The sequence below is a fragment of the Billgrantia tianxiuensis genome (genome assembly GCF_009834345.1).
GTDB lineage: Bacteria > Pseudomonadota > Gammaproteobacteria > Pseudomonadales > Halomonadaceae > Halomonas > Halomonas tianxiuensis.
In genome coordinates, this window is the sequence record NZ_CP035042.1 from 2,623,854 (window position 1) to 2,650,143 (window position 26,290).

Genomic DNA, 26,290 nt, shown 5'->3' on the forward strand with positions numbered 1-26,290 from the left:
GCATAGTGGAATCGATGCGGGGTGGAACCGATACCCACCGCGCAGGCTTGCTTCACTCCACGGTGACCGACTTGGCCAAATTACGCGGCTGATCGACATCGGTACCCCGGACCACCGCCACGTGATAGGCCAGCAACTGTAGCGGCAGGGTATAGACGATCGGTGCCAGGAAGCGGCAGCAACCGGGTACCTTGACGACTGTCATGCCCTCCTCTTGCTCCAGGCCGCTCTCGGGATCGGCAAAGACCAGCAGTTGGCCTCCCCGCGCCCGGACTTCCTGCAGGTTAGACTTGAGTTTGTCGATCAGTTCATCCATGGGAGCCAGCGCCACGACCGGCATGCTGCCATCGATCAACGCCAGCGGACCATGCTTCAGTTCACCGGCGGGATAGGCTTCGGCATGGATGTAGGAAATCTCCTTGAGCTTGAGCGCCCCCTCCAGGGCGATCGGCATTTGTGCACCGCGGCCCAGGAACAGAGTATGGCGGTAGTCGGCGAAGCCCTTGGCCAGGGCGGCGATCTCACCGTCGAGCTGCAGCGTATCCCCCAGCAAGGTCGGCAGGTAGCGCAGTCGATGCACCAGCCTGGCCGTCAGGTCGCGGTCGCCGCCATGCAGCTGGCGCAGTGCCAGCGCCACCAGCATCAGCGAGGTCAGCTGAGTGGTGAACGCCTTGGTCGAAGCCACGCCGATCTCGGGCCCGGCATGAGTCATCAGGCTGAGGTCGGATTCGCGCACCAGCGAGCTGCCCGGCACGTTGCAGATCGCCAGCGTCCCGACATAATTCTCCTCCTGGCGCTTGCGTGCATGACGCAACGCGGCCAGGGTATCGGCCGTCTCGCCTGACTGCGACAGGGTCAGCAGCAGCGTCCCGGGAGGCGCCACCACGTCGCGATAGCGGTACTCCGAGGCGATCTCCACCTGGCACGGCACACCCGCCAGTGCCTCGATCCAGTAACGCGCCACCATGCCAGCATGATAGCTGGTGCCACAGGCTACCAGATGGATCTGGCGGGTCCTGCCGAGCAGCTGACGGGCCTGGGGGCCAAACGCCTCGATCAGCACCTGATCGCTGCCCAGGCGTCCTTCCAGGGCATTGGCCACGGCGACTGGCTGTTCGTGGATCTCCTTGAGCATGTAGTGCTCGAACTCGCCCTTGCCGACGGCCTGGTCGTCGTGCTCATAGCGCAGCACCTCGCGCACCACGGGTTGGCGGATGCCCGCGGCATCGACCCCATGCACGACGCAGCCCTTGCGAGTCGCCTCCACCAGGTCCCCGTCTTCCAGGTAGACGAAACGGTCCGTCACCGTCAGCAGCGCCAAAGGATCGGACCCCAGGTAGCAACCCTGGTCGGAGATACCGACCACCAGCGGGCTGCCATGACGCGCACCGACGACCCGGTCGGGCCTGTCGGCATCGATCACCCCCAGGGCATAGGCGCCCTCGAGGCGGGACACCGCAGCCCCGACCGCGGCCAGCAGTTCGCCATGTACCTTGAGTTCGCGTTCGACCAGATGCGCTACCACCTCGGTATCGGTGGCCGAAGTGAAGACGTAGCCATCGGCAATGAGCTCGGCCTTGAGCGCCTGGTGATTCTCGATGATGCCATTGTGCACCACGGCGATTCGTCCCGAGACGTGGGGATGCGCATTGTCCTGGCTGGGCTCGCCATGGGTCGCCCAGCGCGTATGCGCCACACCGGTCAGGCCCGTCAGCGGCGCCGCCGAGAGCAGGCGCTCCAGAGCCGCCACCTTGCCCACCTCACGAGCGCGGCCCAACTTGCCGGGGGCCTCCACCAGGGCGACACCCGCTGAATCGTAGCCTCGATACTCGAGGCGCTTGAGACCTTCCATCAGAATGGGCAGGACGTTGTCCGAACCCACGGCAGCTACGATGCCACACATGTTCTGTTCTCCATGAACGGTGCCACGGCCGTGGCCGATGTGCACGCTTTGGGCGATTCGTGGTGCGATGCACCGGCTGCGATGAGAGTCGGCCGTCGACCTTCCTGGGCGACGGCCTGCGATACCGTTCCTACTTGTGGCGCTCCAGCACCGGGCGCAGCGGCGTCACCGCCGTGTTCGACACCGGTGTGAGTGCCTCGCGGCGACGCTTCTCCAGCCATACCCGGTCGACGATGTCACCCTCCGGCCGATACGCGGTCGGCGCCTCCAGCAACAACCGGCGAATGCCGTCGTGATGGAAGTTGCGGCACGCCTCGAACAGACGATCGAGGAAGTTCTCGAGCCGCGGCCACTCCCAGAACACTTCCTGGGCGGTCATGATGCGCGGATGCGACGTCGGCGCGACGTCCTCGCCCACCAGCAGCTCCTCGAACAGTTTCTCGCCGGGCCGCAGTCCGCTGTAGGCAATGGCGATGTCGCCATCCGGGCTGCGTTCGTCGCGCACCCTGAGCCCCGACAGCCGCACCATCTGGCGCGCCAGGTCGGCGATGCGTACCGGCTCGCCCATGTCGAGGACGAAGACGTCTCCCCGCGAGCCATGGCGCCGGCCTGGATGACCAACTGGGCCGCTTCGGGAATGGTCATGAAGAAACGGGTGATGTCCGGATGGGTCACGGTGATCGGCCCGCCCGCCTGGATCTGCTCGCGGAACAGCGGTACCACCGAGCCGCTGGAGCCCAGCACGTTACCGAAGCGCACCATGCAGAAACGGGTGGTGTCCTGGTGCTTGGCGAAGGCCTGGCAGATGAGTTCGGCCAGCCGCTTGGTGGTGCCCATCACATTGGTCGGGCGCACCGCCTTGTCGGTGGAAACCAATACGAAGGTCTCGACGCCGGCATCCATCGCCGCGCGGGCCGTCGACAGAGTGCCGAAGACATTGTTCTGCACGCCCTCGACCACGTTGTGCTCCACCATCGGCACATGCTTGTAGGCTGCCGCATGGTAGACGGTCTGCACCTCGTAGGCCTTCATCACGGTGGTCAGCCGCTGCCGGTGCTGCACCGATCCCAGCAGCGCCTCGACGCGCACCTCGAGCCCTTCATCGGCGGCGATTCGGCGCAGGTCCTGCTCGATGCGATAGAGCGCGAACTCGGAGATGTCGAGCAGCAGCAACCGCTTCGGGCCGTGACGCAGGATCTGGCGACACAGCTCGGAGCCGATGGAGCCGCCGGCCCCGCTCACCAACACCACCTTGCCGCGGATGTTGGCCTCCATCAGGGTCGGATTGGGTGGTACCGGATCGCGCCCCAGCAGATCCTCCACCGCCACGTCGCGCACCTCGCTGATCCGGGCGCGGCCGGTCACCATGTCGACCACCCCGGGGATCGTCTGTACCGGGAAGCCTTGGGGCTCGAGTTCGGCCAGGATCTCGCGCCGCCGCGCCCGGCTGGCGCTAGGCATGGCCAGCAACACCCGTTCGGCGCCGTAGGTGTCGGCCAGGTAGCCGAGCTGGCGCGGCGGATAGACCTTGAGCCCCTCGATATAGGTGTTCTGCAGGCTCACCGCGTCGTCGACGAAGGCGATCGGCAGATACTCCTGACCGTGACTGAGCGAGACCGCCAGCTGGCGACCGGCCGAACCGGCGCCGTAGATCACCACACGCGGCTTGTGGCGGATCTGGCTGCGCAGGTAAATGGCACGCAGCCCGAAGCGCACCCCGCCGATGGTGAGCAGCGCCAGCATCGCGTAGATGAAAGGCACGCTGCGCGGGATGCCCAGGGCGAACAGGTAACTGGCCAGCGGCAGCGACAGCGCCGATACCACCACGCCGATCACTACCGCGCGAATCGCCTTCGGCCCCAGATAGCGGATCACCGCCCGGTAGAAGCCGAGCCGGACGTAGATCGCCAGGCTCAACGGAATCATCACCAGCAGCGCCATCCAGGTACGAGCCTCCGCCAATGGCGCCCAGCTCTCCAGGCGCAGCAGCATGGCCAGCAGGAAGCTCACCGCGATCAGCACGCAATCCACCGTCAACTGGATGGTGCGCTTCTGCCGCCGCGGCAGGCGGAACAGGGATTGCAGCAGGTTTCGCATATCGTCTCTCCATGACGCGGGCGCCGATACGCCCGCCGGGTTCCGGGGCGTCAGGCGCAGGCCCGCGCCATGACCTCTTCGATCACCGCACAGGTCCGCGCGACCTCGTCCTCGGTCAGCGTCGGATGACACAGGAACATCAAGCTGGTCTCGCCCAGTTCGCGGGCCACGGGTAGCGGCGCCTTGGGACGCCAGCCGGTGCCGTCGAACGCCTTCTCGCGATACACCTCCGAGCACGAACCCGAGAAGCAAGGCACTCCGGCGGCGTTGATCTCGTCCATGACACGGTCACGATCCCAACCCGGCGCCAGCCGCTCGGGTTCGACGAAGACGTAACACTTGTAGGCCGCATGGTCGCAGTGGGTCGGCACCCGGGGAACGCGCAGTCCCGGGGAACCGGCCGCGGCCTGCCAGATGCGCGAGGCATGGCGCTGGCGCGCGACCTTCCACTGCGGCATGCGAGCCAGTTGAATACGCCCGATGGCAGCCTGCATCTCGGTAAGCCGCCAGTTGGTGCCGAAGCTTTCGTGCAACCAGCGAAAACCGGGCGGGTGATCGCGCTCATAGACCGCCTCCCAGCTCTTGCCGTGATCCTTGAAGGCCCACATACGCCGCCACAGCTCGCCATCGCTGGTGGTCACCATGCCGCCCTCACCGCCGGTGGTCATGATCTTGTCCTGGCAGAACGACCAGCATCCCACGTGCCCGATGCTGCCCACGCTGCGTCCGTGGTAGCGGGCCCCGTGGGCCTGGGCGCAGTCCTCAATCACATACAGCCCGTGGCGCTCGGCCAGCTTCATGAGCGCATCCATCTCACACGGCCAGCCGGCCAAGTGAACGGCAACGATCGCCCGGGTACGCGGTGTGATCTTCTCGGCCACGCTCGCCGCGGTGATGTTCTGCGAGTCACGGTCGACGTCGGCGAACACCGGCCGGGCGCCTGCCATGACGATGCTTGAAACAGAGGCCAGGAAAGTGCGCGAGGTGACAATCACCTCATCGCTGGGGTCCTGGCCGACACCGAGCCCGTGCAGGGCAAGGTCGAGGGCAACGGTGCCGTTGGCCACGGCAATGGCGTATTCGCTGTCGGCGAAACGACGGAACTCGCGCTCGAATTCCCGGCATTCGTCGCCAGTCCAGTAGTTGACCCGGTTGGAAAGCAGGACGCGGGCCACCGCATCGGCTTCTTCACGGGTATAGGCAGGCCAGGGGGAAAAGGATCCATTGAGCATTACGATCTTCCTTGCGGTGAAAGCAGGTCGAAGCGAAGTACGTTCGAGGTGTCGGGAGGCGTGGTGTCGTCGTCGCCGTCATCGTCCTTCGCCGATGACGGCAACGGTCGGGCCGGTACGCCGCCCACCACCAGGTAACCGTCGATGTCGGACACCACAGCCGCACCGGCACCCACCATCACGCCCTCGCCGATGGCCACGCCCTGGCGCACCACGGCACCGGCGCCGATCCAACTGGTACGTCCGATTTCCACGTCGCCGGCCACGTTGGCGCCTGGCGCCACGTGTACACAGGCACCCAGCCGGCAGTCGTGGTCCACCGTGGCGGCGGAGTTGACGATGGCGCCCATGCCAAGCTCGGCGAAGGCGTTGACCACCGCCCCGGCCATGACCACGCTGCCCGGCCCGAGACGCGCCATGGGACTTACCGTGGCACGCGGATGGACCAGCGACACGATCCTGGCACCCTGCGCCAGCAAGGCCTCGAGCTTGGCTTCGCGTATGCCGTTGTGACCAATCGCCACCACCACGCCATCGAAGCTGGGCAGGTCGCGCAGCAGCATGGGTAGCGTGCCCTGCACCTGCCAGTGTTCGAGCCGGGTCTTCTGCGGCCAGGCATCGTCATAGAAGACCAGGTCCTGCCAGCCGGCATGGATGGCAATGTCCGCCACCACCTTGCCGTGGCCGCTGGCGCCGAGAATGGCGAGACGACGGCGATTACTCATGACGATGACCTCCACGGAACCGCGGCATGGCGACATCGCCGTCGTGGGCGATGCCTTCACGAACCAACACCTTCTTCACGGTCAGCAGCAGGATGCGCAGGTCGAGCCACAACGAGCGGTTGTCGACGTACCACACGTCGAGCTCGAACTTCTGTTCCCAGGAGAGCGCGTTGCGCCCGTTGACCTGCGCCCAGCCGGTCACGCCCGGGCGCACTTCGTGGCGTCGCGCCTGGCGCGGCGTGTAGAGCGGCAGGTACTCCATCAGCAGCGGACGCGGCCCGACCAGGCTCATGTCGCCCCGGAGCACGTTCCACAACTCCGGCAACTCATCGAGGCTGGCCGCGCGCAACCGCTGTCCCAGCGGCGTGAGGCGCGCCGCGTCGGGCAGCGGATTGCCGTCACGGTCGACGGCATCGCGCATGGTGCGAAACTTGACCATCTCGAACGGACGCCCGTGCAATCCCGGACGGGTCTGGCGGAACAGCACCGGCGAGCCGAGCCTCAGCCGTACCAGCAGAGCCACCATGAGCAGTACCGGGGAGAGCAGCACCAAGGCCACCAGGGACAGGACGATATCGAACAGTCGCTTCATTGCCTCTCATCCATGACGTCGTTCATGATCCCGGCCAGGCGCTCGGCCAGAATCCGGTAGTCGTAGACGGCTTCCATATGGGCCCGCCCGGCCCGGCCCATGCGCGCCCGCTCCTCGTGCGGCAGCGCGATCAGCCGTTCGATCGCCTCGGCCAGGGTCTGGGGGTCTTCGGGGGGAACCGTGATGCCGGCCCCGGCTTCGGCAACGGGGTCGTTGACCGCCGCCGAGGCGATGATCACGGGACGCGCGGCGGCCATGTAGTCGAACAGCTTGTTCATGCTGATGCCGAAGCGGTAGAGCTTGGGCAGGTCGCGTACGGTAATGACGAAGGCATCGGCCTCGCGCGCCAGCGCCGGTATGTCGCGCTTGGGTACCGGCGGCTCGAAGCGCACCCAGCGCCCGTCGAGCCCGAGCCGATTGGCCTGGCTCATCAACTCCTGCTTGGCCGGTCCATCGCCGATCAGGCGCAGCTGTACCGGCACCTCGCCCTTGCGCCTGCCCTGCTTGACGATCGCCATGGCCTCCAGCAGGTCGCCGAGGCCGTTGGCCTCGCCGTGGCTGCCGAAGTACATCAGCGACAGCGGCATCTCGGGGGGCGCGGTGCCGGCGGGCTGGCATCGGGAAACTCGGCGAGATCGACCCCGTTGGACAGCCACACCACCCGCTCCTCCGGCACACCCAGCGGAGTGATGTAGTCCACCGCCCGCGGCAACAGGGTCAGCACACGCCGCGCACGGCGATACAGGAAGGTCTCGAGCCAGCGCAGCGCGCGGGTCATTGCCGCGCCCTCCCGAAGGCGGCCCATGTCGATCAGGGTCTGCGGCCACAGGTCGCGCACCTCGAACACGAACGGCACGCGATGCCGGCGCGCCAGCCACCAACCGGCCAGCGCGGCAAAGGGATGCACGCTCGAGCCGACGATCAGATCGGGACGCTCCAGCCCGGCCAGGCGCGACGGGCGCACCGCCTGCCAGGTGTACTCCAGCATGTTCTTCATGCGCCCCCGCCGTTGCCGCGATAGCTCGAAGTACGCAGCCACAAGAAACGCGCTTCACCGCAGTTCTCCAGTCGCCACGGCTCGCCACGCTCCAGGCGCTGCTCGCCGCTGGGGTGATCGACGCTCGAGGCGATCAGGGTGGCATGCCAGCCATGCGCCGGCAGATGCTTGGCGAGCTGGTAGTGACGGGCGCCGCCGGCCGCGTCGGGGTGTTTGGCATAGTGGTTCAGGATCCAGACGTGTCTCATGCCATCCTCAGTCAGCGGGAAAGGGCGCGATAAAGGTCCAGCAGCTTGCGTTCCTCCTGCTGCCAGTTGTAACGCTCGGCCACGGCCCGCTGGCCGTTCCTGCCCATCTCGCGGGCGCGCTCGGGTCGGGTCACGATGAAGTCGATGGCTTCGGCGATGGCTTCCGGGTCGAGGGGATCGACGCAGATCCCGCAATCGCTGCCCTCGACGATCTCGCGCCACAGCGGAAAGTCGGAGGCGATCACCGGCAGCCCGGCGCTCATGTACTCGAACATCTTCACCGGCAAGGCATCGAGGTAGTTGATGATCGGATGCAGCGTGACCAGCCCGGCAATCGAACTGGCCATCACCCGGCGTACGCCGTCACGGTCGAGATAGCCATGCGCCTCGACCCGGGACCAGCCGGCATAGGTCATGACCTCCTGCTCCAGGGCGAGGGTCTTGAAATCGCCGGCAAGCTGCAGCCGGCAATCCTGCTCGACCCGCTCCATGGCGCGCACTATCTCGCGTATGCCGCGAACCTCGGCGATGCCGCCCACGTAGCACACCATCGGCACCTCCCCCACGCCGGCGGTCAGGCGCGCATCGGGCGCACCGTCGAGTTCGCCCAGCATGGGGAAGTTGTTGACGTCCACGACCCGCGGATGAAACTCGCCGAAGCGATCACGAATGTAGGGGGTGGCCGCCACCACGGCATCGAAGTGGCGGCAAACCCGGCGTTGGTATGCTTCGACCCCGCGTGAAAGCACCTGACGCGTGACCTTGCCGAGATAGTGCTTGGCCAGCATCTGGCGTGGGAGGTCTTCGTGAGCGTCATACACCACGCACTTGCCCAGGCGCTTGAGCCGCCGCCCCACGGGCATCAGCTCAGGGTCGTGGAGATGATAGAGATCGGCCTCGAGCCCCTTGGCCCGCTCGAAGACACGCCGCGTGGTCTTCACGATGCGGTTGACCCGCCCGGGCAGGCGTCCGACATCGGCGATGGCCACGCCATCCCGTGTCTCGTCGCCCTCGCCATCGGCGACGACCAGCGTCACCGAGTGGCCGTCGGCGGCCAGCGAACGGCACTGCTTGTGAAAAATGCGAGTGTCATAGCGCGGATGGGCGGAGGTCAGGTGTGCCACTTTCATTATCGTTGCGTCCTTGTGAGTCCCTTGCAGCGTCATGCTGCCCCGATTCGTCATGGTGGGCGCCGGTCGCGCCGTCCTGCCGTGCGGTATCGCTGCCTGGTGCCCAGCGCGCCGTGGCCAGGGCATTGGCATAGGCGCCCCACCCCAGTGCCGGCAGTGGCCAGAACACCGGCTTGGCCAGCACGATCAACAGCAGGCAGACGAAGTTGATGGAAAAAGCGAACACCCACCCGGCGGCACGGTCGCCGACGACGAGCATGCGGTAGGCGGCGCCGAAGAAAGCGCTGACCGTCAATCCCAGATAGAGCACGAAGCCCAGCAGCCCGTAGTTGACCCAGGCGGAGAGCATGCTGTGGGCATAGCCGCCGGTCACTTCCGCCGAACTGATGTGACCGCCGAAGCGCCCCAGCAGCGGGTTCTCCAGGATCTGCTCGACGGCACGCTGGCCGAGATTCTGGCGCGCCAGCCACGAACTGGTTCCCGACAGGTCGAGGATCTGCAGTTGGCGGCTACCGGCCAGCGCTTCGAACTGGCTGACCACCAGCGCGATAAGGGCCGCGACCACGGCCAGCAGCGTAAGCATGTACTTGACGCTCATGCCCGCCCACAGCGTCAGCAGCAACGTCGAGAGCGCGAGAAGGCGTACAGCTCCGAACGCGCTCCCAGCACGAACATGACGAAGGCGCCGAGCACGATCAGCGCGGCGCGCACCACCGCGCGCTCGCTGACCGCGATCAGGAATACCAGCAGTACCAGGGCACTGCGGGCATACCCCTGATAAGTGGAAACGTTCTCGCCACCCTCGGCCTCGATCATCCGCCGGGCGAAGAACATCCACTGGCCGGTGGTCGCGACGTGGAACAGCAGATAGGCGGCGATCAGCACGAAGGCGATCCAGAAAGCGCGAATCAACCGCGGCGATGCGAGCGGTACGCGATACCCCATCACGAACAGCACCAGCCACAGCACCAGCGTCTCGATGGTCTGGATCAGTGCCGCGCGCATGACGCCACCGCCGAGCAGGACGTAGTTGGCCACGGCCCACAGCAGGACATAGGCAAACAGCGCGAACGCCAGCAGCGCATAACCGCGCGTCGTGCTGAGCAATGAGTAGAGCTGGGACGGCAACAGCGCGCAGTAGACGACGAACATCATCACCGACACCACGCCGAACAGGCCCCCCAGCAGCGCCGGGATCATCCCCATCGCCACCAGCGTGTGATACAGGATGAAGCCCGGAAAGAGCACGAAGAAGCCGATGGCGGAAGCGCGCGCCGTCAGAGCATCACCGGACAGGATCATGCCGATACCCCTGGATCGCTCAATCGGCCAGTACGCGTTCGTAGAGATCGCGCTGGGCCGAGGTGGTCAGTTCGGAGTTGTGCCACAACAGGCTGAAGGTTCCGCCCACGGCACGGCAGCGCCCCTTGAGCCGACTGAAGCACTCGAAGGCTTCCTCACCCGTGCCAAGCCCCAGGTAGAGCGACGAAATCACCGAAGCCTCCATGGCGATCAAAGGCCGGATACGCAGCGCCAGCGGCTCTCCCTTGACCGGATCGAATGCCGGGTACTCGAAGCAAGTGCCACAACGGAAGCCGGGGGCTTCGGCATAGCCCAGCGTGGTGTCGTAATCGAGGCCGGCCTGCACGTAGCCCTGCAGGGTCAGCGGCATCTGCCAGCGCAGGTAGTGCATGCGCCCGCCCCACTGAGCCTGCTCGATCCCCTCCTCGGCACACACCCGGCGCAGGCGTCCGGCCTCGTTGGCCAACTCCTTGGGATTGCGGAAAGTGTGGTAGCTGGGATGCAGGCCGATCTCGTGGCCCCGCGCATGGATACGCCGCATGAGGTCGCGCATGGCCGGATGCTCCGGCTCGTAGTCGGCGTCCTTGCGCGGATCGGTACGCCACAGATGAAGTAGAACGCACTGGTCAAGCCGTGCGCTCCGATACGTTCATCAACCAATCGAAGGTATTGAGCGGATCGAGCGGGTGCAGCCGGCGACGGGTACACAGGCGAATCCAAGGACCGACCAGCAGCGCCTGGGGCGGCCATGGCGCAGGGTGTCGCCCAGCATGACCCGGGCCAGCTTGATGTCGCGGGCAAAGCCGTAGCGACTGGGGCGATCGACGTCATGACTCGGACGCAGGGCGAAAGCGTGCTGGCGCAGATTCACCTGGGGCCACTGGCAGCGAATCACCTGGCCCAGTACCGCCAGCCACTCATCGACCACCGGCCGCTCCAGATAGCCGTGGCGACCGGCATGGGAGGCGCTGGCGGGGAAACGACTGTGGCGGTCGAGCACCTGGCATCGACCTCTTCCTGGCGCGACAGCATCCAGTAGGTCAGGCCCAGGATGTCATAATGGATCGCCAGTCCATCCGGCATCGGCTCCACCAGCGGCCGGGCAGGCTGGCAGCACCCGGTGCCGGCAGCGGCATGTCCAGCGGTGCGCTGAAGCCCTCGGCCGCTGCGTCCCACTGAGCGTGTGGTAGATCCACGCCGCCAGGTAGAAGCCCGGTTGCAGGCGTCGAACAGCAGATACCCCGGAGCTTCGGCATGCCGCAGATAGAGTCGTTCGGGGCCGTCGCGTTCCAGGCGCAGCGGCAGTCCGAAGCGCTCCAGCAGGATCTGCTCCAGCCAGACGAGTACCGGTTCGCCCGTCGCCGCGGCCGCTGCCGAGACGCTGGGTTGGCTACCCGGTATTTGGGGTGTCTTCGGTGCGGCGTTCAGCCGTACCCGGGAATTCCGATCATGCAATGCAGTCATGTCATTCACTTGGATTCCCTCTTCATCAATGTACGGGCCGTGACGTATGCCTCGCGAGCCAACTGGCGGATACCGCGTTGGCTGATGGCGTAGTGGCATACCAGCCGCCCGCCCCATGCCTCCTTCATCTCCGCCACCGGCGCGATGTTGGCGCCAATGAAGTCGAAGACGGTGCATCCCTGACGGTCGAAGAAATCCAGCGCCTCCTCGGCTACCAGATTGTTGACACCATCTTTCATGGCTTCGGTCTTCATGCCCGCCGACCAGGCCAGGGCATGGCCGCCCGGCACGAACAGACAGACACGGGTTCCCATCGCTTCCCCTTCGCCGTTGCGCGCCAGGAAGCAGACGAAGTGCTCGGGCCCCATCAGCTCGGCCAGGCGCGCGAGCTCCCCGGCGTCGAGGCGGTAGTCGAATCCCTTGCGGGCTTCCGGCCCCGCCAGGCAGTCGGCCACGGCGGCATAGTCCTCGGTGATCTCGCAGCGATAGCCCAGCCGGCGACACTTGCGTGCTTTCTTGCGCGCATTGGGGTCGATGGCCGCTTCACGCGTGGCGATGTCGAGGTGATAGGTGTAGCGCGGGCGCGCCGCCATGTTGGCCCATTCGAAGGGCCGCACGTCGTCCGCCACCGAAGATAGGCTGAGACTGCCGCCGAACTCGCACTGCTGCAGGTATTCGGCCAACCGGGTCAGCGCCAGGCGCTTGCGTCGGTTGCGCGATGCAGGCCGCTCGCTGGTGCACTGGAAGTCGATGGGCAGATGAGGATTGCGTGGCGGCGTCACCAGGCGACCGTGCCGGTTGCGATAGAGCACGGTCTCGAGCCGCCAGCCATCGCCCTTGTCGGGCTCGAGGATCAGCGGTTCGGCCGTGAGCCCCAGCGCTGCTCGTTGAAGCGGATCCATCCGGCATGGAACAAGGGATCGTTGTTCATGGTACGGCTTTCCTTTCCGTCTCCGGTGTGGGGGGCTGCGGTTCGGGGTCCGCCCCGGGCTCATGGGCCGCCCCATCGTGGTAGTCGTCGTCGAAGTCGCAAACCAGGTAGTAACGCTGCTCGCCGCTGTCCGGGTCGTGGTAGCGCTCGGCGATGCGAAAACCGAGCCGCAGGCTCGGCTTGAGTGAAGCGACGTTGTCGGCCGAGATGCGCGCGGAGTAGCCGCGTACGCCGTTGGCACGAAAATGCAGGATGGCGGTGCGCCGCAGCTCGGTTGCCAGCCCCCTGCCCCGATGCGCCGGATGCACGCCGCTGAAGTTGGAATGAACCCGGCCTTCGCGCAGGTCGCGACGGCTGAAGCCATAGAACGCCGCCCCCACCACATGGCCTTCGATATCCAGGGCAACCACGCCGAGGCGGTCCCCTGCCAGGCGGTACAGCCAGCGTCGCGGCAGATCCAGCGGCTGGCCATCGTGCAGGTCGGTATACAGCGCCAGCGCCCCCGGCAAATGGCTGCGCCCCATGGCACAGAGCCGGTAGCCGTCGTGGCAGCGCAGCGGCACGGCGGAAAACCCGCGGATTCGCCGCAGGTTGCGGGCGATCAGCGCGGCCGCTTCGAAAGCGAGCCGGAGATATCGCTTCGGTGCGTTGACGTTCATGATCGACTGAACCTCTCGAGGAAGAGCTGTGCCGCGACTCCATTGTGCGAATAGCCCTGGGAGCGCAGGCGTTCGAGGGCTTCGGGAGGAAAGCGTCCCGTGGAAGCCAGGGTGTTGCCCTGGGCCAGGCCTGGCAGCAGTCGCTTCGCCAGGCGTTTGACGTGCGCCCCCGGGCCGCGACGGAAAGCGGCCAGGCGAGTCAGGCGTGCGCGCAGGCTTCGGCGCGACTGCTGTGCGGCGTTGCCCAGCGGCGCGCTGTGGCCGCTGACCTCGGCAAACAGCTTCTCGACGAAGGTGACGTAGCCGGAGCGGCGCTCGAGCCAGTGGCGCGGCACCGATTGCCAGAACGCCATGAAGTCGCGGTCGTAGAGCGGCATCCACCAGTCATGGCCGAAGAATTCGAAGCAGCGCACCGAGTTGACGATGAACTTGGCCTGGCGCTCCTGCCAGCCGAACAGCACGAACTGACGAATGAACTCATCGGGGTCCAAGGCTTCGTCCAGCGGGTAGTCTTGCGCCAGGCGCGGCAATACCCGTTCGCGGAAGAGTGCCTCGCCCTCGGCGCTCTCGTTCAAGATGAAGTGCCGCTGGCGCAGCGCCTCGGTCAGCTCGCCCGCCTCCATCAGGCGCCCCGCCCGCTTGGCCTCGAACACGCTCGAAAGCAGGAAACCGGTCACGCAGCAGTGGCCCGGCACGAACAGCGAACCCGGTTCGACCTTGCCCTGCTCCGTCAACAGCTTGACCGCCAGCCAGTCCTGCATGTTGACGATGCCGCTCCAGCCCGAAGCCCACTGCTGGTAGCGCCAGTACTCCTCACTGTCGGCGACCTGGCTCCACGCCTCCTGGCTGTACTCGACGAAGGTCCACGGCAGCCCAAGGCTCTGGGCCACCTCGCGACTCACCTTCGCCTCCTGATTGTCACGATGGCCGTAGGCATAGGTCAGCACTCGGGGATAACCGCAGCGTGCCAGCAGCGTGGCGATCAGGCGCGAATCGTAGCCACCGCTGAGGGGCACCACGATCTGTCGACCGTTGGCCATCCTGACCAACTGCTGACAGGCCTCCTCGACCACCTCTTCGAGCCGGATCAGGCGCCGGTCGTCGTCACGATCGGACATGCCGTAGTACTGGAAGCTGAAATATCGCTCCACGGAGAGCGTCAGCCCCAGGTCGGAATCGCTGACGATCAGGGCCTCGCCGGCACGCAGTTGCTTGACCCGGCGAAACAGCGTGTCCTGGCCGGTCACGTACCCGGCCAGCTCGAAATCGGCCCGCGCTTCGTCGTGAATCTGCGTTTCGTCGACTTGCTGGCGCACCCAGTCGGCATCATCGCTCAGGTACACGTCGCCAGCATGCACGCCGTAGTACAGTGGGATAGAGCGCACGCGATCCACGGCCGCCACCATGTCGTTGCCCCTGCGCCGCACCAGGGCGTAGAACCCATTGAGATCGCCCATGCGCTTGCGCCACGCCTCGATGCCTTCGGCCAGCTCCAGCTGCTTGAGGGCACCGCTGGCGGAAAGGCGATGCCCGTTCAGCCAGGCACTGCCGCATACGTGGCCGTCATCGCCCGACAGCGTGCACTCCTGCCAGCGCGGGGAAGAAAAGTGACAATGTATCGAACTCATGAATAGGCCTTTCGAAACAGGAGGAGATAACGCACTCCCACCAGCACGCCGCTGAGCGGCAGTGCGACGCTCCACGGCAGCCACGCGGGTGCGAACCATCCAGCCACCATCAGCGGCACCAGCAGCACCAGGCTCCAGGCCAGCGCAGAGAGAGTGGCCATCGCCAGGACGGACAAACGGTTGCCGGTCAGGTGGGCAATCCAGGCGAGGAAACCGACCCAGCAGGCAGCACTGCCCAGGGAGAACAGCGCCACCGTCAGCAGCAGATCATCGAGCGCCGCGCCGATCGCGATCGCCACCACACGCACGCCGAGCAGCAGCGTCTGGAAGGCCAACCCCTGGCCCTGGCGCTCCAGCACCGAGAACAGATGACTCAACGGCGAGGTGATGAACACCAAGTAGAGCCACGGCGCCATCCAGCGCGCGAACTCGCCGGCCTCACGCCAGCGCTCGCCGAAGACCATGGCGAACAGTTCCGGGCCGATGAGCGCCAGCACCACGGCTACCGGCATGGCGATGTGCGCCAGCATGGCGTGCACCTTGGCCACCAGTGCGCCCAGTGCGCCGCGCCGTTGCGACTCGGCGGCACTGGCGAAAAACACCTTGCCGACGGCCTCGCCGATCAACGACATCGGCATCGCCAGCACGCGATGCGCCAGCGCGTAGAGCCCCGCCGCCACCGGGCTGAACAGGGCGGCGAAGAGCAGCGGCGGGAGCTGCTTGCCAAGGGTGTTGAACAAGCCCGACCAGGTGGAAAACAACGGGAACTTGCGATAGCGCAGCGCCGCCGCCCAGACACCGGCCAGGCTGACGCGCTGATCGGCGACGGCACGCAGCGCCGGGCGCGCCAGGGTTAGCGTACCGGCTCCCTGACCCGCGGCATGCCCGAGCAACAGGCCGCCTCCGCCTAGGGGGCTGGCGGCGAGCTGGATCGCCAGCAGCGCCAGGGACTGCTTGATGCGTGTCGTCGCGATCTGGGAGAAGGCGCGCGTGCGTACCGCCCAGTGGCTGACCGCCTGATAACCGCCGGCCAAGGCCACGCCCAAGGGCAGCAGCCACAGCCAGGCGGCCAAGGCCGGTACGCCAAGCGCCTCGGCCAATGCCCTTCCTCCCACTACCACCAGCAATAGCGCCGCCAGAGTGGTGAGCGCCACCACCACCAGGCTGAGCGCCAATACCTCGGCAGCCTCGCGATCGGTTTCGGGCAGCGGAATCGCCAGCTGGTAACGACCGCTGGCCACCACGGTGAACAAGGCCAGCAGGCCCCCGTAGACCGCCAGCAGGCCGAAATCCTCCGGGGCGTAGAGCCGGGTCAACAGCGGTGCCGCCGCGATGGTCAGCAGCTGCGCACCCGCCGTGCCGCCCACAAGCACGCTCACCCCGCGAGCGAAGGCATGGGTCGGCAGCAGACGCCTGGCCGGTATGACGAGCCGATTCAGCACGTGATGTCTCTCCTTGACAGGTGGCCTCAGGCCACCGCTTCTCCGAGTGCCGTAACGATGCGCTCCTGATCCTCGGCGCTGAGATAAGGGTGCATCGGCAGGCTGATCACCCGGCGCGAGGCCGCATTGCCAACCGGCAGGTCCACGGCCGGATCGGCCACCGCCGGCTGCTGGTTGAGCGGAATCGGGTAATGCACGGCGGTCGGGATGCCGGCCTCGGCCAGGCGCGCGATCACCACCTCACGGTCGTCGACTTCCACCGTGTACTGGGCATAGGCGCTGGTGTTGTAGGGCGCCACATGAGGCGAGTCGAAGCCATGGGCGCGCAGCAGCCGGCCATAGCGCTCGGCCACCTGCTCGCGCAGCTTGAGCTCCTCGTCGAGGATGTCTAGCTTGGGCAGCAGGATGGCGGCCTGCAGCGTATCCAGGCGGCTGTTGACGCCGATCCTGACGTGGTAATAGCGCCGCCCCTGACCGTGCCGGGCAATCTGGCGCAGCACCTTGGCCAGCTCGTCGTCATCGGTAAACAGCGCCCCGCCATCGCCGTAGCAGCCCAGCGGCTTGCTGGGAAAGAACGAGGTGGTGGCGATGCTCGACAGACTGCACGAGCGCCGCCCGCGATAGGTGGCGCCAAAGCTCTGGGCTCCGTCCTCGATCACCGGGATGCCATGACGTCCGGCAATCTCGTTGATGGCGTCCATGTCGGCGCACTGGCCATAGAGCGAAACCGGAATGATCGCGCGGGTGCGCGGCGTGATCGCGGCTTCCAGCTTCTCCGGGTCGAGCAGGTAGGTGCGCGGGTCAACGTCGACGTAGACCGGGCGCGCACCCAACAGTGCCACGGTCTCGGCGGTGGCGATGTAGGTGAAGCCCGGGGTGATCACCTCGTCACCGGGGGCGATACCCAGCGCCATCTGCGCGATCTGCAGCGCATCGGTGCCGTTGGCACAGGTGATGCAGTGGCGCACGCCGACATAGTCGGCCAGGCGCGCCTCGAGTTCGTCCACCTCGGGGCCGAGGATGTACTTGCCGTGATCGAGCACGTTGCGAATGCCGGCATTGATGCGATCGCGAATACGCACCTGCTGGGCCTTAAGATCGATGAACTCCATGCGACGGGTGTCCTTGTCAGTGGCGGCGCCCCCTTCCTGCGCCGGGATGCAGCGGAGCCTCTTCCCTTCGAGCCGATAGCAATCGCCGGTGTGCGGGCAGGTCACTTCGCCCTCGCCCTCCAATGGCAGCTCGAGACGCTCACCATGACGGCTCATCCAGCCCTGCTGGCGGGCGGGCACCCCAGCATCAGCGCAAAATCGGGCACGTCCCGGTTGATCACCGCACCGGCGCCGATGAAGGCATGGCGGCCCACGGTCACCCCGCACACGATGGTGCAGTTGGCGCCGAGGGTCGCTCCCTCGCGCACCAGGGTGTCGCGGTACTCGTCCTTGCGTTCGACCAGTGAACGCGGGTTGTAGACGTTGGTGAAGACCATGCTCGGGCCGCAAAAGACACCCGCCTCGAGGGTGACGTTGTCGTACACCGAGACGTTGTTCTGCACCTTGCAGTGATCGCCGATCACCACCCGGTTGCCGACGAAGACGTTCTGCCCCAGCGAAACGCCGCGACCGATCCGAGCCCCGCCGCAAACGTGCACGAAGTGCCACACGCGGGACGATTCGCCGATCTCGGCGCCGGGGTCGACAATGGCGCTGGGATGGATCTGGACGCCGGGGTAACGGTTTTCGAGCGCTTGGCTATCCATGGCGAGCCTCACATCAGGTGCCGCTTGAGGCAGGGATGCGCCTCGTTACGGGCGGGTATTTCCAGGGCCGCATTGCGAATCGTATCGACCGTCTCGATGCAGTGGCGGGCATCTTCGAGACCGAAGCCGCGTCCGGCGAGGATCTCCTGATAGGACACGGTATGCAGGTCGGTGAAGCCGCCCGAGAACTCGATCTCGCGGCCCTCGCACAGGATCGAACGATAGGTGGTCTGCTGCCCCTGCACGCTGCTCGGCAGGTCGTTGCTGTCGATCGACAGGAACCAGCGCACCCGCGCCTTCTCATACTCGAGGTAACCCGCCGCACGGTGTTCGTCGAGGTAGTGGACGACGTTGCGCTCCAGGTTGCCGAACACGAAGTGCAGCATGTCGAAGAAATGCACGCCGATGTTGGTCGCCACGCCGAAGGACTTGCGCGGATCGCCCTTCCAACTCTCGTGGTACCACTTGCCGCGCGAGGTGATGTAGGTGAGCTCGACGTCGTACTTGTCGTCACGCGGTGTGCCGGCCACGCGTTCCTTGAGTTCGACGATGGCCGGGTGGTGACGCAGTTGCAGGATATTGAACACGCGACGCCCGGCTTCCTGTTCGACCTTGCCGAGCTCATCGAGCAGGGCCGGCGTGGGCACCAGCGGTTTCTCGCAGATCACGTTGCAGCCCAGGCGCAGACCGGAGGCGATGTGGGCGTGATGCAGGTGGTTGGGCGAACACACCGAGACGTAGTCGAGCGCCGTGTAGGGATCGCGCTTGCGCTGCCAGGCGCTCTCGAGGAAACGTTCGAATTCCGTGTAGAACTCACTCTCCGGCGAGATCGAATCGATGATGCCCACCGAGTCGTTGATGTCGTAGGCCATGGCCAGGTGGTTGCCGGTCTCCTTGATCGCCTTCATGTGGCGTGGAGCGATGTAGCCGGCGGCACCGATCAGTGCGAAGTATTTCATGGCGTTTACCTGTGCGTTGGACATGAAGATCAGGCCTTGATCACTCGCTCGTCGCTCACGCCGCGGTAGATGCCGCGCGTATCGACGATCAGCTGGGCATGGGCGCGAATCATGTCGTAGTCGAAGCGATCATGATCGGTGGCAAGCACCACGGCGTCGTATTCGGCCAGGGTTTCGGGTGACAACGGCACGCTCTCCAGGTCGAAGTGATGCTCGCGCATGGGCGGGAACGCCGGTACGTGGGGATCGCTGTAGGCCACCTCGGCGCCGCGGTCGCGGATGCGCTCCATGATGAATACCGACGGCGACTCACGCATGTCGTCGACGTTCTTCTTGTAGGCGATGCCGAGGATCAGCACGCGGCTGCCTTTCAGCGCCTTGCCGCGTTGATTGAGCCCCTCGATCAGCTTGCTGACCACGTAGTCGGGCATGGCCTGGTTGATCTCGCCGGAAAGCTCGATGAAGCGCGTATGCAGGCCGTATTCGCGCGCCTTCCAGGTCAGGTAGAAGGGATCGATGGGGATGCAATGCCCGCCCAGTCCCGGCCCCGGATAGTAGGGAGTGAAACCGAACGGCTTGGTGGCGGCGGCATCGACCACCTCGAAGATGTCGATGCCCATGCGGTCGGCGACGATCTTCATCTCGTTGACCAGGCCGATGTTCACCGCGCGATGAATGTTCTCGAGCAGCTTGGTCATCTCGGCCGCCCGGGTCGAGCTGAGCGGTACCACCTGGTCAATGGCCGGCCGATAGAGTGCCACGCCCACTTCACGACAAGACTGGGTATGGCCGCCGACCACCTTGGGAATGGTGCGGGTCTCGAAGTCGGGATTGCCCGGGTCCTCGCGCTCCGGCGAATAGACCAGGAACAGACCGTCGCCGACCTTGAGTCCGCCCTCCTCGATGCGTGGCAGCAGTTCCTCCTCGGTGGTGCCGGGGTAGGTGGTACTCTCCAGCGACACCACTTGTCCCTCGCGCAGGTGCGCCTTCAGTGCATCAACGGTGCCGATGACGAAGCTGATGTCGGGCTCGCGGTACTTGTTGAGCGGTGTCGGTACGCACAGGATCACCGCATCGACTTCGCTGACACGGGAGAAGTCGGTAGTCGCCTCGAAGCCGGCATCCCTGGCCCCGGCGACTCGTTCAGCGGGTATATGCTCGATGTAGCTGCGCCCGGCATTGAGCTTCTCCACCTTGCCCGCATCGATATCGATGCCCAGCACGCGGTAGCCGATCTCGCTATAGCGCAGCATCAGTGGCAGACCCACATAGCCAAGCCCGACGATCCCGATCACGGCTTCCTTGCGCTCGAGCCGGCCAATCAGACGATCTTTGATAGTGGTCATGACGCTTCCATGGTTTTCGAGTGGTAGTGATCGACGCTGGGCCCGGCGACAGCACATTGCGGCCCGCGGCTTCGCGTCAGGGAACGGCCTGCTCAGGCAGGCACGGTCAGGACCCTGCTGCGCACATCGCGCTCAGGTCTCGGTGGTCTTGTAGGCATAGTGGTAATAGCCGTAGCCATAACTGGTGGCGGCCTTGCGCTCGATGGCGTTGAGAATGCCGCCCTTGACCTTGACACCGCTGCTCTCGAGCCGACGGATGGCCACATCGACTTCGCGCGGCGGGTTGAGCCCGAAGCGGGCCACCATCAGCGTGGTACCGCAGTGATGGCCGATGACGGCGGCATCGGTCACGGCAAGGATTGGCGGCGTATCGACGATGACCAGGTCGAAGCGCTCGCTGAGTGCATCGAGCAACCGGGAGAAACGCTCGCTCATGAGCAGCTCGGCCGGATTGGGTGGCGCCTTACCCCGCGCCACGTAGCTCAGCCCATTGATGGGCGACTGACGAATGACCTGGTCGAGTTCGGCCTTGTTGGAGAGCACCTCGGACAGGCCGCCCTTGCTGTCGGCATTGAAGGCGGTGTGCACGTGGCCCTTGCGCATGTCGGCGTCCAGAATCAGTACACGCTGACCGCTCTGGGCGATTACCGCCCCGAGGTTGATGCAGATGAAGCTCTTGCCGATGTTCGGGCTCGGCCCGGTGATCATCAGCCGGTTGTCGCTCGCCTCGAGCATGGCGAAATGCAGCGAGGTACGCAGGCCACGCAAGGCCTCGACCGCCGTGTCGCCGGGAGCGTTCTGGGCCAAGACCCCATTGGCCACCGCACGGCCGCGGCGTCGATTATGGCGCTTGACCCGCCGCACCAGCTTCTGCTGGTCGTCGGAGAGCGGCACGGTGGCATAGACCGGCAGGCCGAGATCCTCGATCTGCTCCGCGCTCTCCACGCCGCGGTTGAGAATGCTACGCACGATGACGAATGCCACCGCCAGGAAGGCACCGACCAGGGTCAGCATGGCCACCGTTACCGGCTTGCGCGGTTCCACCGGCCCCGGCTGGGCAACGGCATCGTCGAGGATGCGCACGTTGCCCACGGTGCTGGCCTTGGTGATGCTCATCTCCTGGATCTTGTTGAGCAGCTGCACGTAGACCTGCTGGGTCACTTCCACGTCACGCGACATGCGCAGGATCTGCTGCTGGGTTTCGGGCAGGTCGTGGATCCGCTCGTTGAGCCGCTCACGATCGCGCTCCAGGTTGTTGCGCTTCTCCATCATCGCGGCATAGAGCGGGTGCGAGGCGTTGTAGCGCCGGCTCAGTTCGGCCTGCTCCATCTCCAGCTCGCTGAGACGGGCGTCGAGTTCCACCACGCGGTCCAGCACCGAGCGAGTCTCGATATTGAGGTCGACACTCTCGTGCTGCATGCGGAACGCATTCAGCGCATCCTCGGCGGCGGCCAGCTCGGTGCGCACCTGGGGCACCTGTGCCTCGAGGAATTCGAGACTCTGCTCCGCCTCGGCGCTCTGGCGCTCGACATTCTGGGTCAGGTAGATCTGTCCGATGACGCTCAGGGTGCGCTGGGCGCGACGGGGATCCTCATCGAGCAGGGTCATGTTGAACACGCCGCTATCACGACCGCGTTGCGCGACACTGAAGCGTGAACGGAGCTGGTTGATGGCAGCCAGGCGAGTGCGCCTCACCACGGTGAACTCGGCGCCCTCGCCGGCTTCCAGCTCCGCCACGCGCAGCTCGATGCGTCCCTCGTCGAAGCTCTCGGTGGTGCCGACGCGCCCCTCACCGAGCAGCTCTTCGCCGTGATAGAGCCGATAGCCGTCGTCGATGCCGGCCACCAGGCGCAGCGCACGCCCCAACCACTCGTGATCGACGCGCAGCTCGCCGACGTTGAGATATTCGCCGGCCCATACACTGCGGCGCGCGAACTCGGGCCGCTCCATACCCCGTCGCACCAAGTAGCCGCCAACCACGGGGAAGCGGGTCGGTATCACGTCGATATCGAGGCGCTCCTGGTCGACCGCCTGCCCCAGCACCATTCGCGAGCGCAGGATTTCCAGCTCGGCATCGGCCTTGGGTTCCTCGCCCAGGATCGAGCGAACTTCGGCGAGCGGATTGCTCAGTCCGGTCTTGCCTTCCACCTGGACCAGCGCATCGGCGCGAAAGATCGGCGTGGCCAGCTGCACATGTATCACGGCAGCCAGAGCGAAGATCGCCGTCACCAGCATGATCAGCCATTTGTTGTCCAGCAGGACGCCGAACAGCCTGCCCAGATCGATGTCGTCGTAACCTGGGCGCGAGCCCGTCTTTGTCTCTTTCACCATTGATAGAGTCCTGGCGTGAAAAGGTGGATCGTTCGCGTCAGCCTCGAGGGCTACCGAGGCGTGACTGCCACAGCCGTGCCGCTTCGGTGAGCTGTCGATGCACGCGCACAAAGACCTCTTCGTTCCTGCGATAGGGGTCGGGGATGTCTACCCCCTTGCCCGTCTCACTCGGCAGCCAGCGCCCGAAGCACATGGTCTTGCCGGTGGCGAAGGGAAAACGCTCGGCAAGGGCGAGACGCTGCCCCTCGCTCATGACCAGAATCAGGTCGGCATCCCTGATCATTCCGGCGTCGATCTGGCGCGCCCGGTGATCGGAAAGGTCGAGCCCATCGGCCTCCGCCAGTCGCGCGGCAGTGGGCTCCGCACTGTGCCCCACCAGAGCCCCCAGGCCCGCCGAGGCGATGCGATGACCGGGTAGCGCCCGCTTGAGCAACGCCTCCCCGACCGGACTGCGACAGATATTGCCGGTGCACACCACCAGAACCTCCTGAAACATTGCCTCCCCCTACTCGCCGATACGTTCCAGTTCACGCCCGGTTCGGGTGGTCTGATAGATGCTGCTGACCGTAGGCAGAAGCTGGCGCACCACCCGGTTCCAGCGTCCCAGCGGCGTCGTGGTGACATACACCACGTCGGTGGGCTGCAAGGTGAACTCAGCCCCCAGCATCAGGGCGGTCGCATTGCGCGCATCGAGCTGGTAGACCGTGGCGAGCTTGTCACTGTCCGCAGGAGCCCGGCGGATGACGAAGATGCCCGAGGCATTGGCGTTGCCCTCGTTCATACCGCCGGCCTCGGAGAGCGCATCGGTCAGCGTGAGCCGGCTTGCCCCCATGGGCAGGCTTTTCGGCTCGCGCACCTCGCCCATGACGTAGACCTTCTGGTCGCTGTTGTCGGGAACATGCAGGACATCGCCGTCGCGCAGCAGCAGGTTCTGATCGAGGCGCCCGCGATTGAGCATCTCGTGCAGGGAGACGCGAATTTCCTCACCGTCCCGCGTCAGCAGTACATCGTGCCAGTTGGCGTGCTCCGCCAAGCCGCCGGACAGGTTGATCGCATCGAGCACGCTTATAGGCACGTTGCGAATCGCCAGCGGGCCGGGATCCTGCACCGCGCCGGTGACGTTCACTTTCTGCGAGTTGTACTGGGCAACCTGGACTTCGACCTGAGGCATGGCCACGTAGGGCTCCAGCCCGCGGGCGATGATGTCGCGCACTTCGCGCACCGTACGCCCCTCCACCGGAATGCGGCCGATGAAGGGATAGAAGATGGTGCCGTCGCTGTGCACGGTATTGCCCGATTCCGCGGCACTGCGCTCGCCGCCGGCGGGAATCGTCAGCTCCGGATGGCCATAGACGATGACCGTGAGCACATCGCCCTTGCCGATGTGGTAGTCATAGCCGCTGATGCCCTCGCGCAGCGCCTCGCTGACCTTGCCGAACTCCTCCGGCGTCCGGGCTGCCTCGACCTCCTGGCGCTGGCTGCGCACCAGCCCGAAGGTAATGGGTTCAATATCGACCAGATCGTCGATCGGGGCGGAATCGGCGCGATAATCGATATGCCCGCCGGGAGCAAAGGCGCATCCACCCAGGGCAAACAGCCCGAACACGAAAAGCACACGACCCATCCGGGGTCGCAGAAAGTAGTGATTCATCGACTCTTCACTCGCTGGTCATTATTAACCTTTACCCTGCCTGTCTCTTTAAGACACCATTACATGTCTCTCTTATTATTCACTCAATGTCGCCAACCAGTGACACAGAAAGAAACAAACAACTAACACCTATCTCCTACACATTTCTTACCATGACACTCTTTTCAGACACTAGCGTTGTCGTTCGGCGACATCAGCTAGCTTAAACTGTCGCCCTACTTAGACACCTTGAATTTCAAGAACCAAAACCAAAGTATTCTTAATATCCTGACAAAACACCCTTCTTCATGAGACCGGCGCGGGCACGCTACCGCCACGAGGTTAAACGACAATCCCCGAAGCCAATCGCAATACCTTGATCCACAAGGCATAATTCAACCATCGGCACAAGCCGTGGCACGATGGAAACTCAAGGAGATTGATAAGACGGGGCCCTCACTTCCATGCAAGGAACCAAGTTGATGAGGCTAGAATAATCTTTTTTTTTGCTTATCACTACCCCTGACCAGGCTTTACACATTTTTTTACCATACTATACAAAAGGAAAAGCTAAAATAAGATAAGTTTCTTTCCAGCAATCTTCAATTGGGGTATCAATTCAGCATTCCAGATACCCCCATGACTTTAAAGTGTCGCGGGGGTAATTCTATTCTGGCCTATCTGAATTGCCTGCCACAGGCAGGCAGGCCGGATCGTGATTCCAAGTCGACATAGGGAACGCACCATTCGGCCACTCGCCCCGCCGGTGATTGCCGGCGCAACAGAAGGAGCCATATCGATATGCTTGAAACCATGAGACTCGGTCCCGCGAAGCTGCGACGACGCGTGGTCACCCTGGCAGGCGTGACCCTGCTGGGCCTGGCGCCACTGGCCCTGGCTCAGCAAGCCACGTTGCCCCAGGGAACACCGGGCGCCCCGGGCAATTCAGCCAACACTCCCGCACCAGCTGCGGTGGCAAGCGGCGGCCTCGCCACCGGCATTGGTGCCGGCGTCGAGGCCCCGGGCAATTCCGGCCAGGCTCTGGCCGGCGCCGTTAGCCGGGGAGCCGTTGGCATCGGCGTAGCGATCGGTGCCACCGGCACCGGCACGGGTACTGGCACCGGAACCGGTACCGGGACGCGCTGATGAGTCGTGACAGACGGTACAGAGATGTTGGTGTGCCGATCCAGGACCGCCGCAAGGCGGTCCTGCTTTGGCGCTGGCTGTTACTGGGGGGAATGATCGTGGGCCTTACGGCCTGCGCACAGGGTGGGCAGCTGACACCGATGGGAGCCACGCTGTTTGGCGACAGGCATGGCGAGGATCCGTCAGCCCAGGCAGAAGCCCTGCCCTATGCATCGCTGGTGGCCCGCAGCCAGGGCAACCAGGCACTGCTGATCATGGCACATCGCAGCGGAGAGCATGGCCGCGATACCTATTGGCAAGCCGGGGATCGCGCCACTCTACATCTACGCGACGGCTTGCCCGCCAGCACGGCCGGCTTCGAGGAGATTCTGCTGGGACGGCAGTACTCGGGCGACACCGGTTCGAATCGCTACCGGGTCCATGTCCATTGGAGAGATGCCAGCGGGCAGGAGTGGCAGGACGTGGCGACGGCGGAACGCACCTGCGAACCGGCCCGGCCCGTCGAGCTGCCCTTGATTCACCTGGCACTGGAACGTTGTACGGAACGGCTCGACTGGGCGAGCCGCAATACGCATACCCGCGGGGTGTACTGGCGCGATCCGGTCAGCCTGCGGATCTGGGGGGGTGACATGGCGCTCTGGCCGGACGGTCCACGCCTGCGTTGGCAGGTGGCGAGACCCTGGTGGAGCGATGCCGAGGACACCGGACGCGACGTTGGGCAAGACGCCGAGCCCAACAGCGCGTCATCGTCGTGACAAAGAGAACGAGC

26 protein-coding genes and 2 pseudogenes are annotated in these 26,290 nt (G+C 65.2%); 2 read left to right on the top strand and 26 right to left on the bottom strand.

From position 1 onward, the window contains the following. Positions 1 to 52: 52 nt before the first annotated feature. From glmS to EKK97_RS12365, 26 genes and pseudogenes are all read right to left on the bottom strand, one after another. Positions 53 to 1,903, bottom strand: coding sequence for a glutamine--fructose-6-phosphate transaminase (isomerizing) (gene glmS, locus EKK97_RS12265; protein WP_159552219.1), 1,851 nt, complete (start codon positions 1,901 to 1,903; stop codon positions 53 to 55). A 130-nt stretch (positions 1,904 to 2,033) separates the two neighbouring features. Continuing rightward, positions 2,034 to 2,321 carry a hypothetical protein gene (locus EKK97_RS24635; protein WP_236551475.1) on the bottom strand — a complete coding sequence of 96 codons (288 nt, stop codon included), beginning with the start codon at positions 2,319 to 2,321 and terminating at the stop codon, positions 2,034 to 2,036. A 9-nt stretch (positions 2,322 to 2,330) separates the two neighbouring features. Then, positions 2,331 to 4,000, bottom strand: a pseudogene (locus EKK97_RS25830) (polysaccharide biosynthesis protein); the annotation flags it as partial. A gap of 50 nt (positions 4,001 to 4,050) precedes the next feature. Next, complete coding sequence (locus tag EKK97_RS12275; protein ID WP_159552221.1) at positions 4,051 to 5,232, bottom strand: DegT/DnrJ/EryC1/StrS family aminotransferase; 1,182 nt, start codon at positions 5,230 to 5,232, stop codon at positions 4,051 to 4,053. Beyond that, positions 5,232 to 5,957: an acetyltransferase gene (locus EKK97_RS12280; protein ID WP_159552223.1), complete on the bottom strand. Its 726-nt coding sequence runs from the start codon at positions 5,955 to 5,957 to the stop codon at positions 5,232 to 5,234. Before EKK97_RS12280 ends, EKK97_RS12275 begins: the two co-directional genes overlap by 1 nt. After that, complete coding sequence (locus EKK97_RS12285; protein WP_159552225.1) at positions 5,950 to 6,549, bottom strand: sugar transferase; 600 nt, start codon at positions 6,547 to 6,549, stop codon at positions 5,950 to 5,952. Before EKK97_RS12285 ends, EKK97_RS12280 begins: the two co-directional genes overlap by 8 nt. Beyond that, a complete protein-coding gene (locus tag EKK97_RS23785) occupies positions 6,546 to 7,136 on the bottom strand; it encodes a glycosyltransferase (RefSeq protein ID WP_201296860.1) in 591 nt (196 codons plus the stop codon). Before EKK97_RS23785 ends, EKK97_RS12285 begins: the two co-directional genes overlap by 4 nt. Then, positions 7,121 to 7,546, bottom strand: coding sequence for a glycosyltransferase (locus EKK97_RS23790; protein ID WP_201296861.1), 426 nt, complete (start codon positions 7,544 to 7,546; stop codon positions 7,121 to 7,123). The genes EKK97_RS23785 and EKK97_RS23790 overlap by 16 nt, the downstream gene beginning before the upstream one ends. Beyond that, positions 7,543 to 7,794, bottom strand: coding sequence for a hypothetical protein (locus EKK97_RS23795; RefSeq protein ID WP_201296862.1), 252 nt, complete (start codon positions 7,792 to 7,794; stop codon positions 7,543 to 7,545). The genes EKK97_RS23790 and EKK97_RS23795 overlap by 4 nt, the downstream gene beginning before the upstream one ends. Positions 7,795 to 7,805: 11 nt before the next feature. Then, the gene (locus EKK97_RS12295; protein WP_159552227.1) at positions 7,806 to 8,924 is read right to left on the bottom strand and encodes a glycosyltransferase family 4 protein; all 1,119 of its coding nucleotides are present in this window, start codon (positions 8,922 to 8,924) and stop codon (positions 7,806 to 7,808) included. Then, on the bottom strand, positions 8,884 to 9,522 hold the full coding sequence (locus EKK97_RS12300; RefSeq protein ID WP_159552229.1) for a hypothetical protein: 639 nt from the start codon (positions 9,520 to 9,522) through the stop codon (positions 8,884 to 8,886). The genes EKK97_RS12295 and EKK97_RS12300 overlap by 41 nt, the downstream gene beginning before the upstream one ends. A gap of 14 nt (positions 9,523 to 9,536) precedes the next feature. Next, the gene (locus EKK97_RS12305; protein WP_159552231.1) at positions 9,537 to 10,226 is read right to left on the bottom strand and encodes a hypothetical protein; all 690 of its coding nucleotides are present in this window, start codon (positions 10,224 to 10,226) and stop codon (positions 9,537 to 9,539) included. A 19-nt stretch (positions 10,227 to 10,245) separates the two neighbouring features. Beyond that, positions 10,246 to 10,779 carry a polysaccharide deacetylase family protein gene (locus EKK97_RS23800; RefSeq protein ID WP_201296863.1) on the bottom strand — a complete coding sequence of 178 codons (534 nt, stop codon included), beginning with the start codon at positions 10,777 to 10,779 and terminating at the stop codon, positions 10,246 to 10,248. A gap of 99 nt (positions 10,780 to 10,878) precedes the next feature. Then, positions 10,879 to 11,226 (bottom strand): DUF7033 domain-containing protein, encoded by a 348-nt coding sequence (locus EKK97_RS23805; RefSeq protein WP_422672543.1) that lies wholly within the window; start codon positions 11,224 to 11,226, stop codon positions 10,879 to 10,881. Beyond that, positions 11,118 to 11,690: a hypothetical protein gene (locus tag EKK97_RS23810; RefSeq protein ID WP_201296865.1), complete on the bottom strand. Its 573-nt coding sequence runs from the start codon at positions 11,688 to 11,690 to the stop codon at positions 11,118 to 11,120. The genes EKK97_RS23805 and EKK97_RS23810 overlap by 109 nt, the downstream gene beginning before the upstream one ends. 5 nt (positions 11,691 to 11,695) lie before the next feature. After that, positions 11,696 to 12,592: a GNAT family N-acetyltransferase gene (locus EKK97_RS12315; RefSeq protein ID WP_201296866.1), complete on the bottom strand. Its 897-nt coding sequence runs from the start codon at positions 12,590 to 12,592 to the stop codon at positions 11,696 to 11,698. Between the two features lie 25 nt (positions 12,593 to 12,617). Next, a complete protein-coding gene (locus EKK97_RS12320; protein WP_159552233.1) occupies positions 12,618 to 13,280 on the bottom strand; it encodes a GNAT family N-acetyltransferase in 663 nt (220 codons plus the stop codon). Beyond that, positions 13,277 to 14,908 carry an asparagine synthase-related protein gene (locus EKK97_RS12325; protein WP_159552235.1) on the bottom strand — a complete coding sequence of 544 codons (1,632 nt, stop codon included), beginning with the start codon at positions 14,906 to 14,908 and terminating at the stop codon, positions 13,277 to 13,279. The genes EKK97_RS12320 and EKK97_RS12325 overlap by 4 nt, the downstream gene beginning before the upstream one ends. Further along, complete coding sequence (locus EKK97_RS12330; RefSeq protein ID WP_159552237.1) at positions 14,905 to 16,350, bottom strand: oligosaccharide flippase family protein; 1,446 nt, start codon at positions 16,348 to 16,350, stop codon at positions 14,905 to 14,907. The genes EKK97_RS12325 and EKK97_RS12330 overlap by 4 nt, the downstream gene beginning before the upstream one ends. 26 nt (positions 16,351 to 16,376) lie before the next feature. Next, positions 16,377 to 17,462 carry a DegT/DnrJ/EryC1/StrS family aminotransferase gene (locus tag EKK97_RS12335; protein WP_159555783.1) on the bottom strand — a complete coding sequence of 362 codons (1,086 nt, stop codon included), beginning with the start codon at positions 17,460 to 17,462 and terminating at the stop codon, positions 16,377 to 16,379. A gap of 54 nt (positions 17,463 to 17,516) precedes the next feature. Then, a pseudogene (locus tag EKK97_RS12340) lies at positions 17,517 to 18,109 on the bottom strand (acyltransferase); the annotation flags it as partial. A gap of 8 nt (positions 18,110 to 18,117) precedes the next feature. After that, positions 18,118 to 19,068 (bottom strand): Gfo/Idh/MocA family protein, encoded by a 951-nt coding sequence (locus EKK97_RS12345; RefSeq protein WP_159552239.1) that lies wholly within the window; start codon positions 19,066 to 19,068, stop codon positions 18,118 to 18,120. A 29-nt stretch (positions 19,069 to 19,097) separates the two neighbouring features. Then, the gene (locus EKK97_RS12350) at positions 19,098 to 20,414 is read right to left on the bottom strand and encodes a nucleotide sugar dehydrogenase (protein ID WP_159552241.1); all 1,317 of its coding nucleotides are present in this window, start codon (positions 20,412 to 20,414) and stop codon (positions 19,098 to 19,100) included. A 132-nt stretch (positions 20,415 to 20,546) separates the two neighbouring features. Then, positions 20,547 to 22,745: a polysaccharide biosynthesis tyrosine autokinase gene (locus EKK97_RS12355; protein ID WP_159552243.1), complete on the bottom strand. Its 2,199-nt coding sequence runs from the start codon at positions 22,743 to 22,745 to the stop codon at positions 20,547 to 20,549. Positions 22,746 to 22,782: 37 nt separating this feature from the next. Beyond that, on the bottom strand, positions 22,783 to 23,241 hold the full coding sequence (locus tag EKK97_RS12360) for a low molecular weight protein-tyrosine-phosphatase (protein ID WP_159552245.1): 459 nt from the start codon (positions 23,239 to 23,241) through the stop codon (positions 22,783 to 22,785). Positions 23,242 to 23,250: 9 nt separating this feature from the next. After that, positions 23,251 to 24,369, bottom strand: coding sequence for a polysaccharide export protein (locus tag EKK97_RS12365; protein ID WP_201296867.1), 1,119 nt, complete (start codon positions 24,367 to 24,369; stop codon positions 23,251 to 23,253). Positions 24,370 to 25,176: 807 nt separating this feature from the next. Between EKK97_RS12365 and EKK97_RS12370 the strand changes: the two genes are divergently transcribed. After that, positions 25,177 to 25,521 carry a hypothetical protein gene (locus tag EKK97_RS12370; RefSeq protein ID WP_159552249.1) on the top strand — a complete coding sequence of 115 codons (345 nt, stop codon included), beginning with the start codon at positions 25,177 to 25,179 and terminating at the stop codon, positions 25,519 to 25,521. Positions 25,522 to 25,553: 32 nt separating this feature from the next. Next, positions 25,554 to 26,276 carry a YjbF family lipoprotein gene (locus tag EKK97_RS12375; protein WP_159552251.1) on the top strand — a complete coding sequence of 241 codons (723 nt, stop codon included), beginning with the start codon at positions 25,554 to 25,556 and terminating at the stop codon, positions 26,274 to 26,276. Positions 26,277 to 26,290 lie beyond the last annotated feature (14 nt).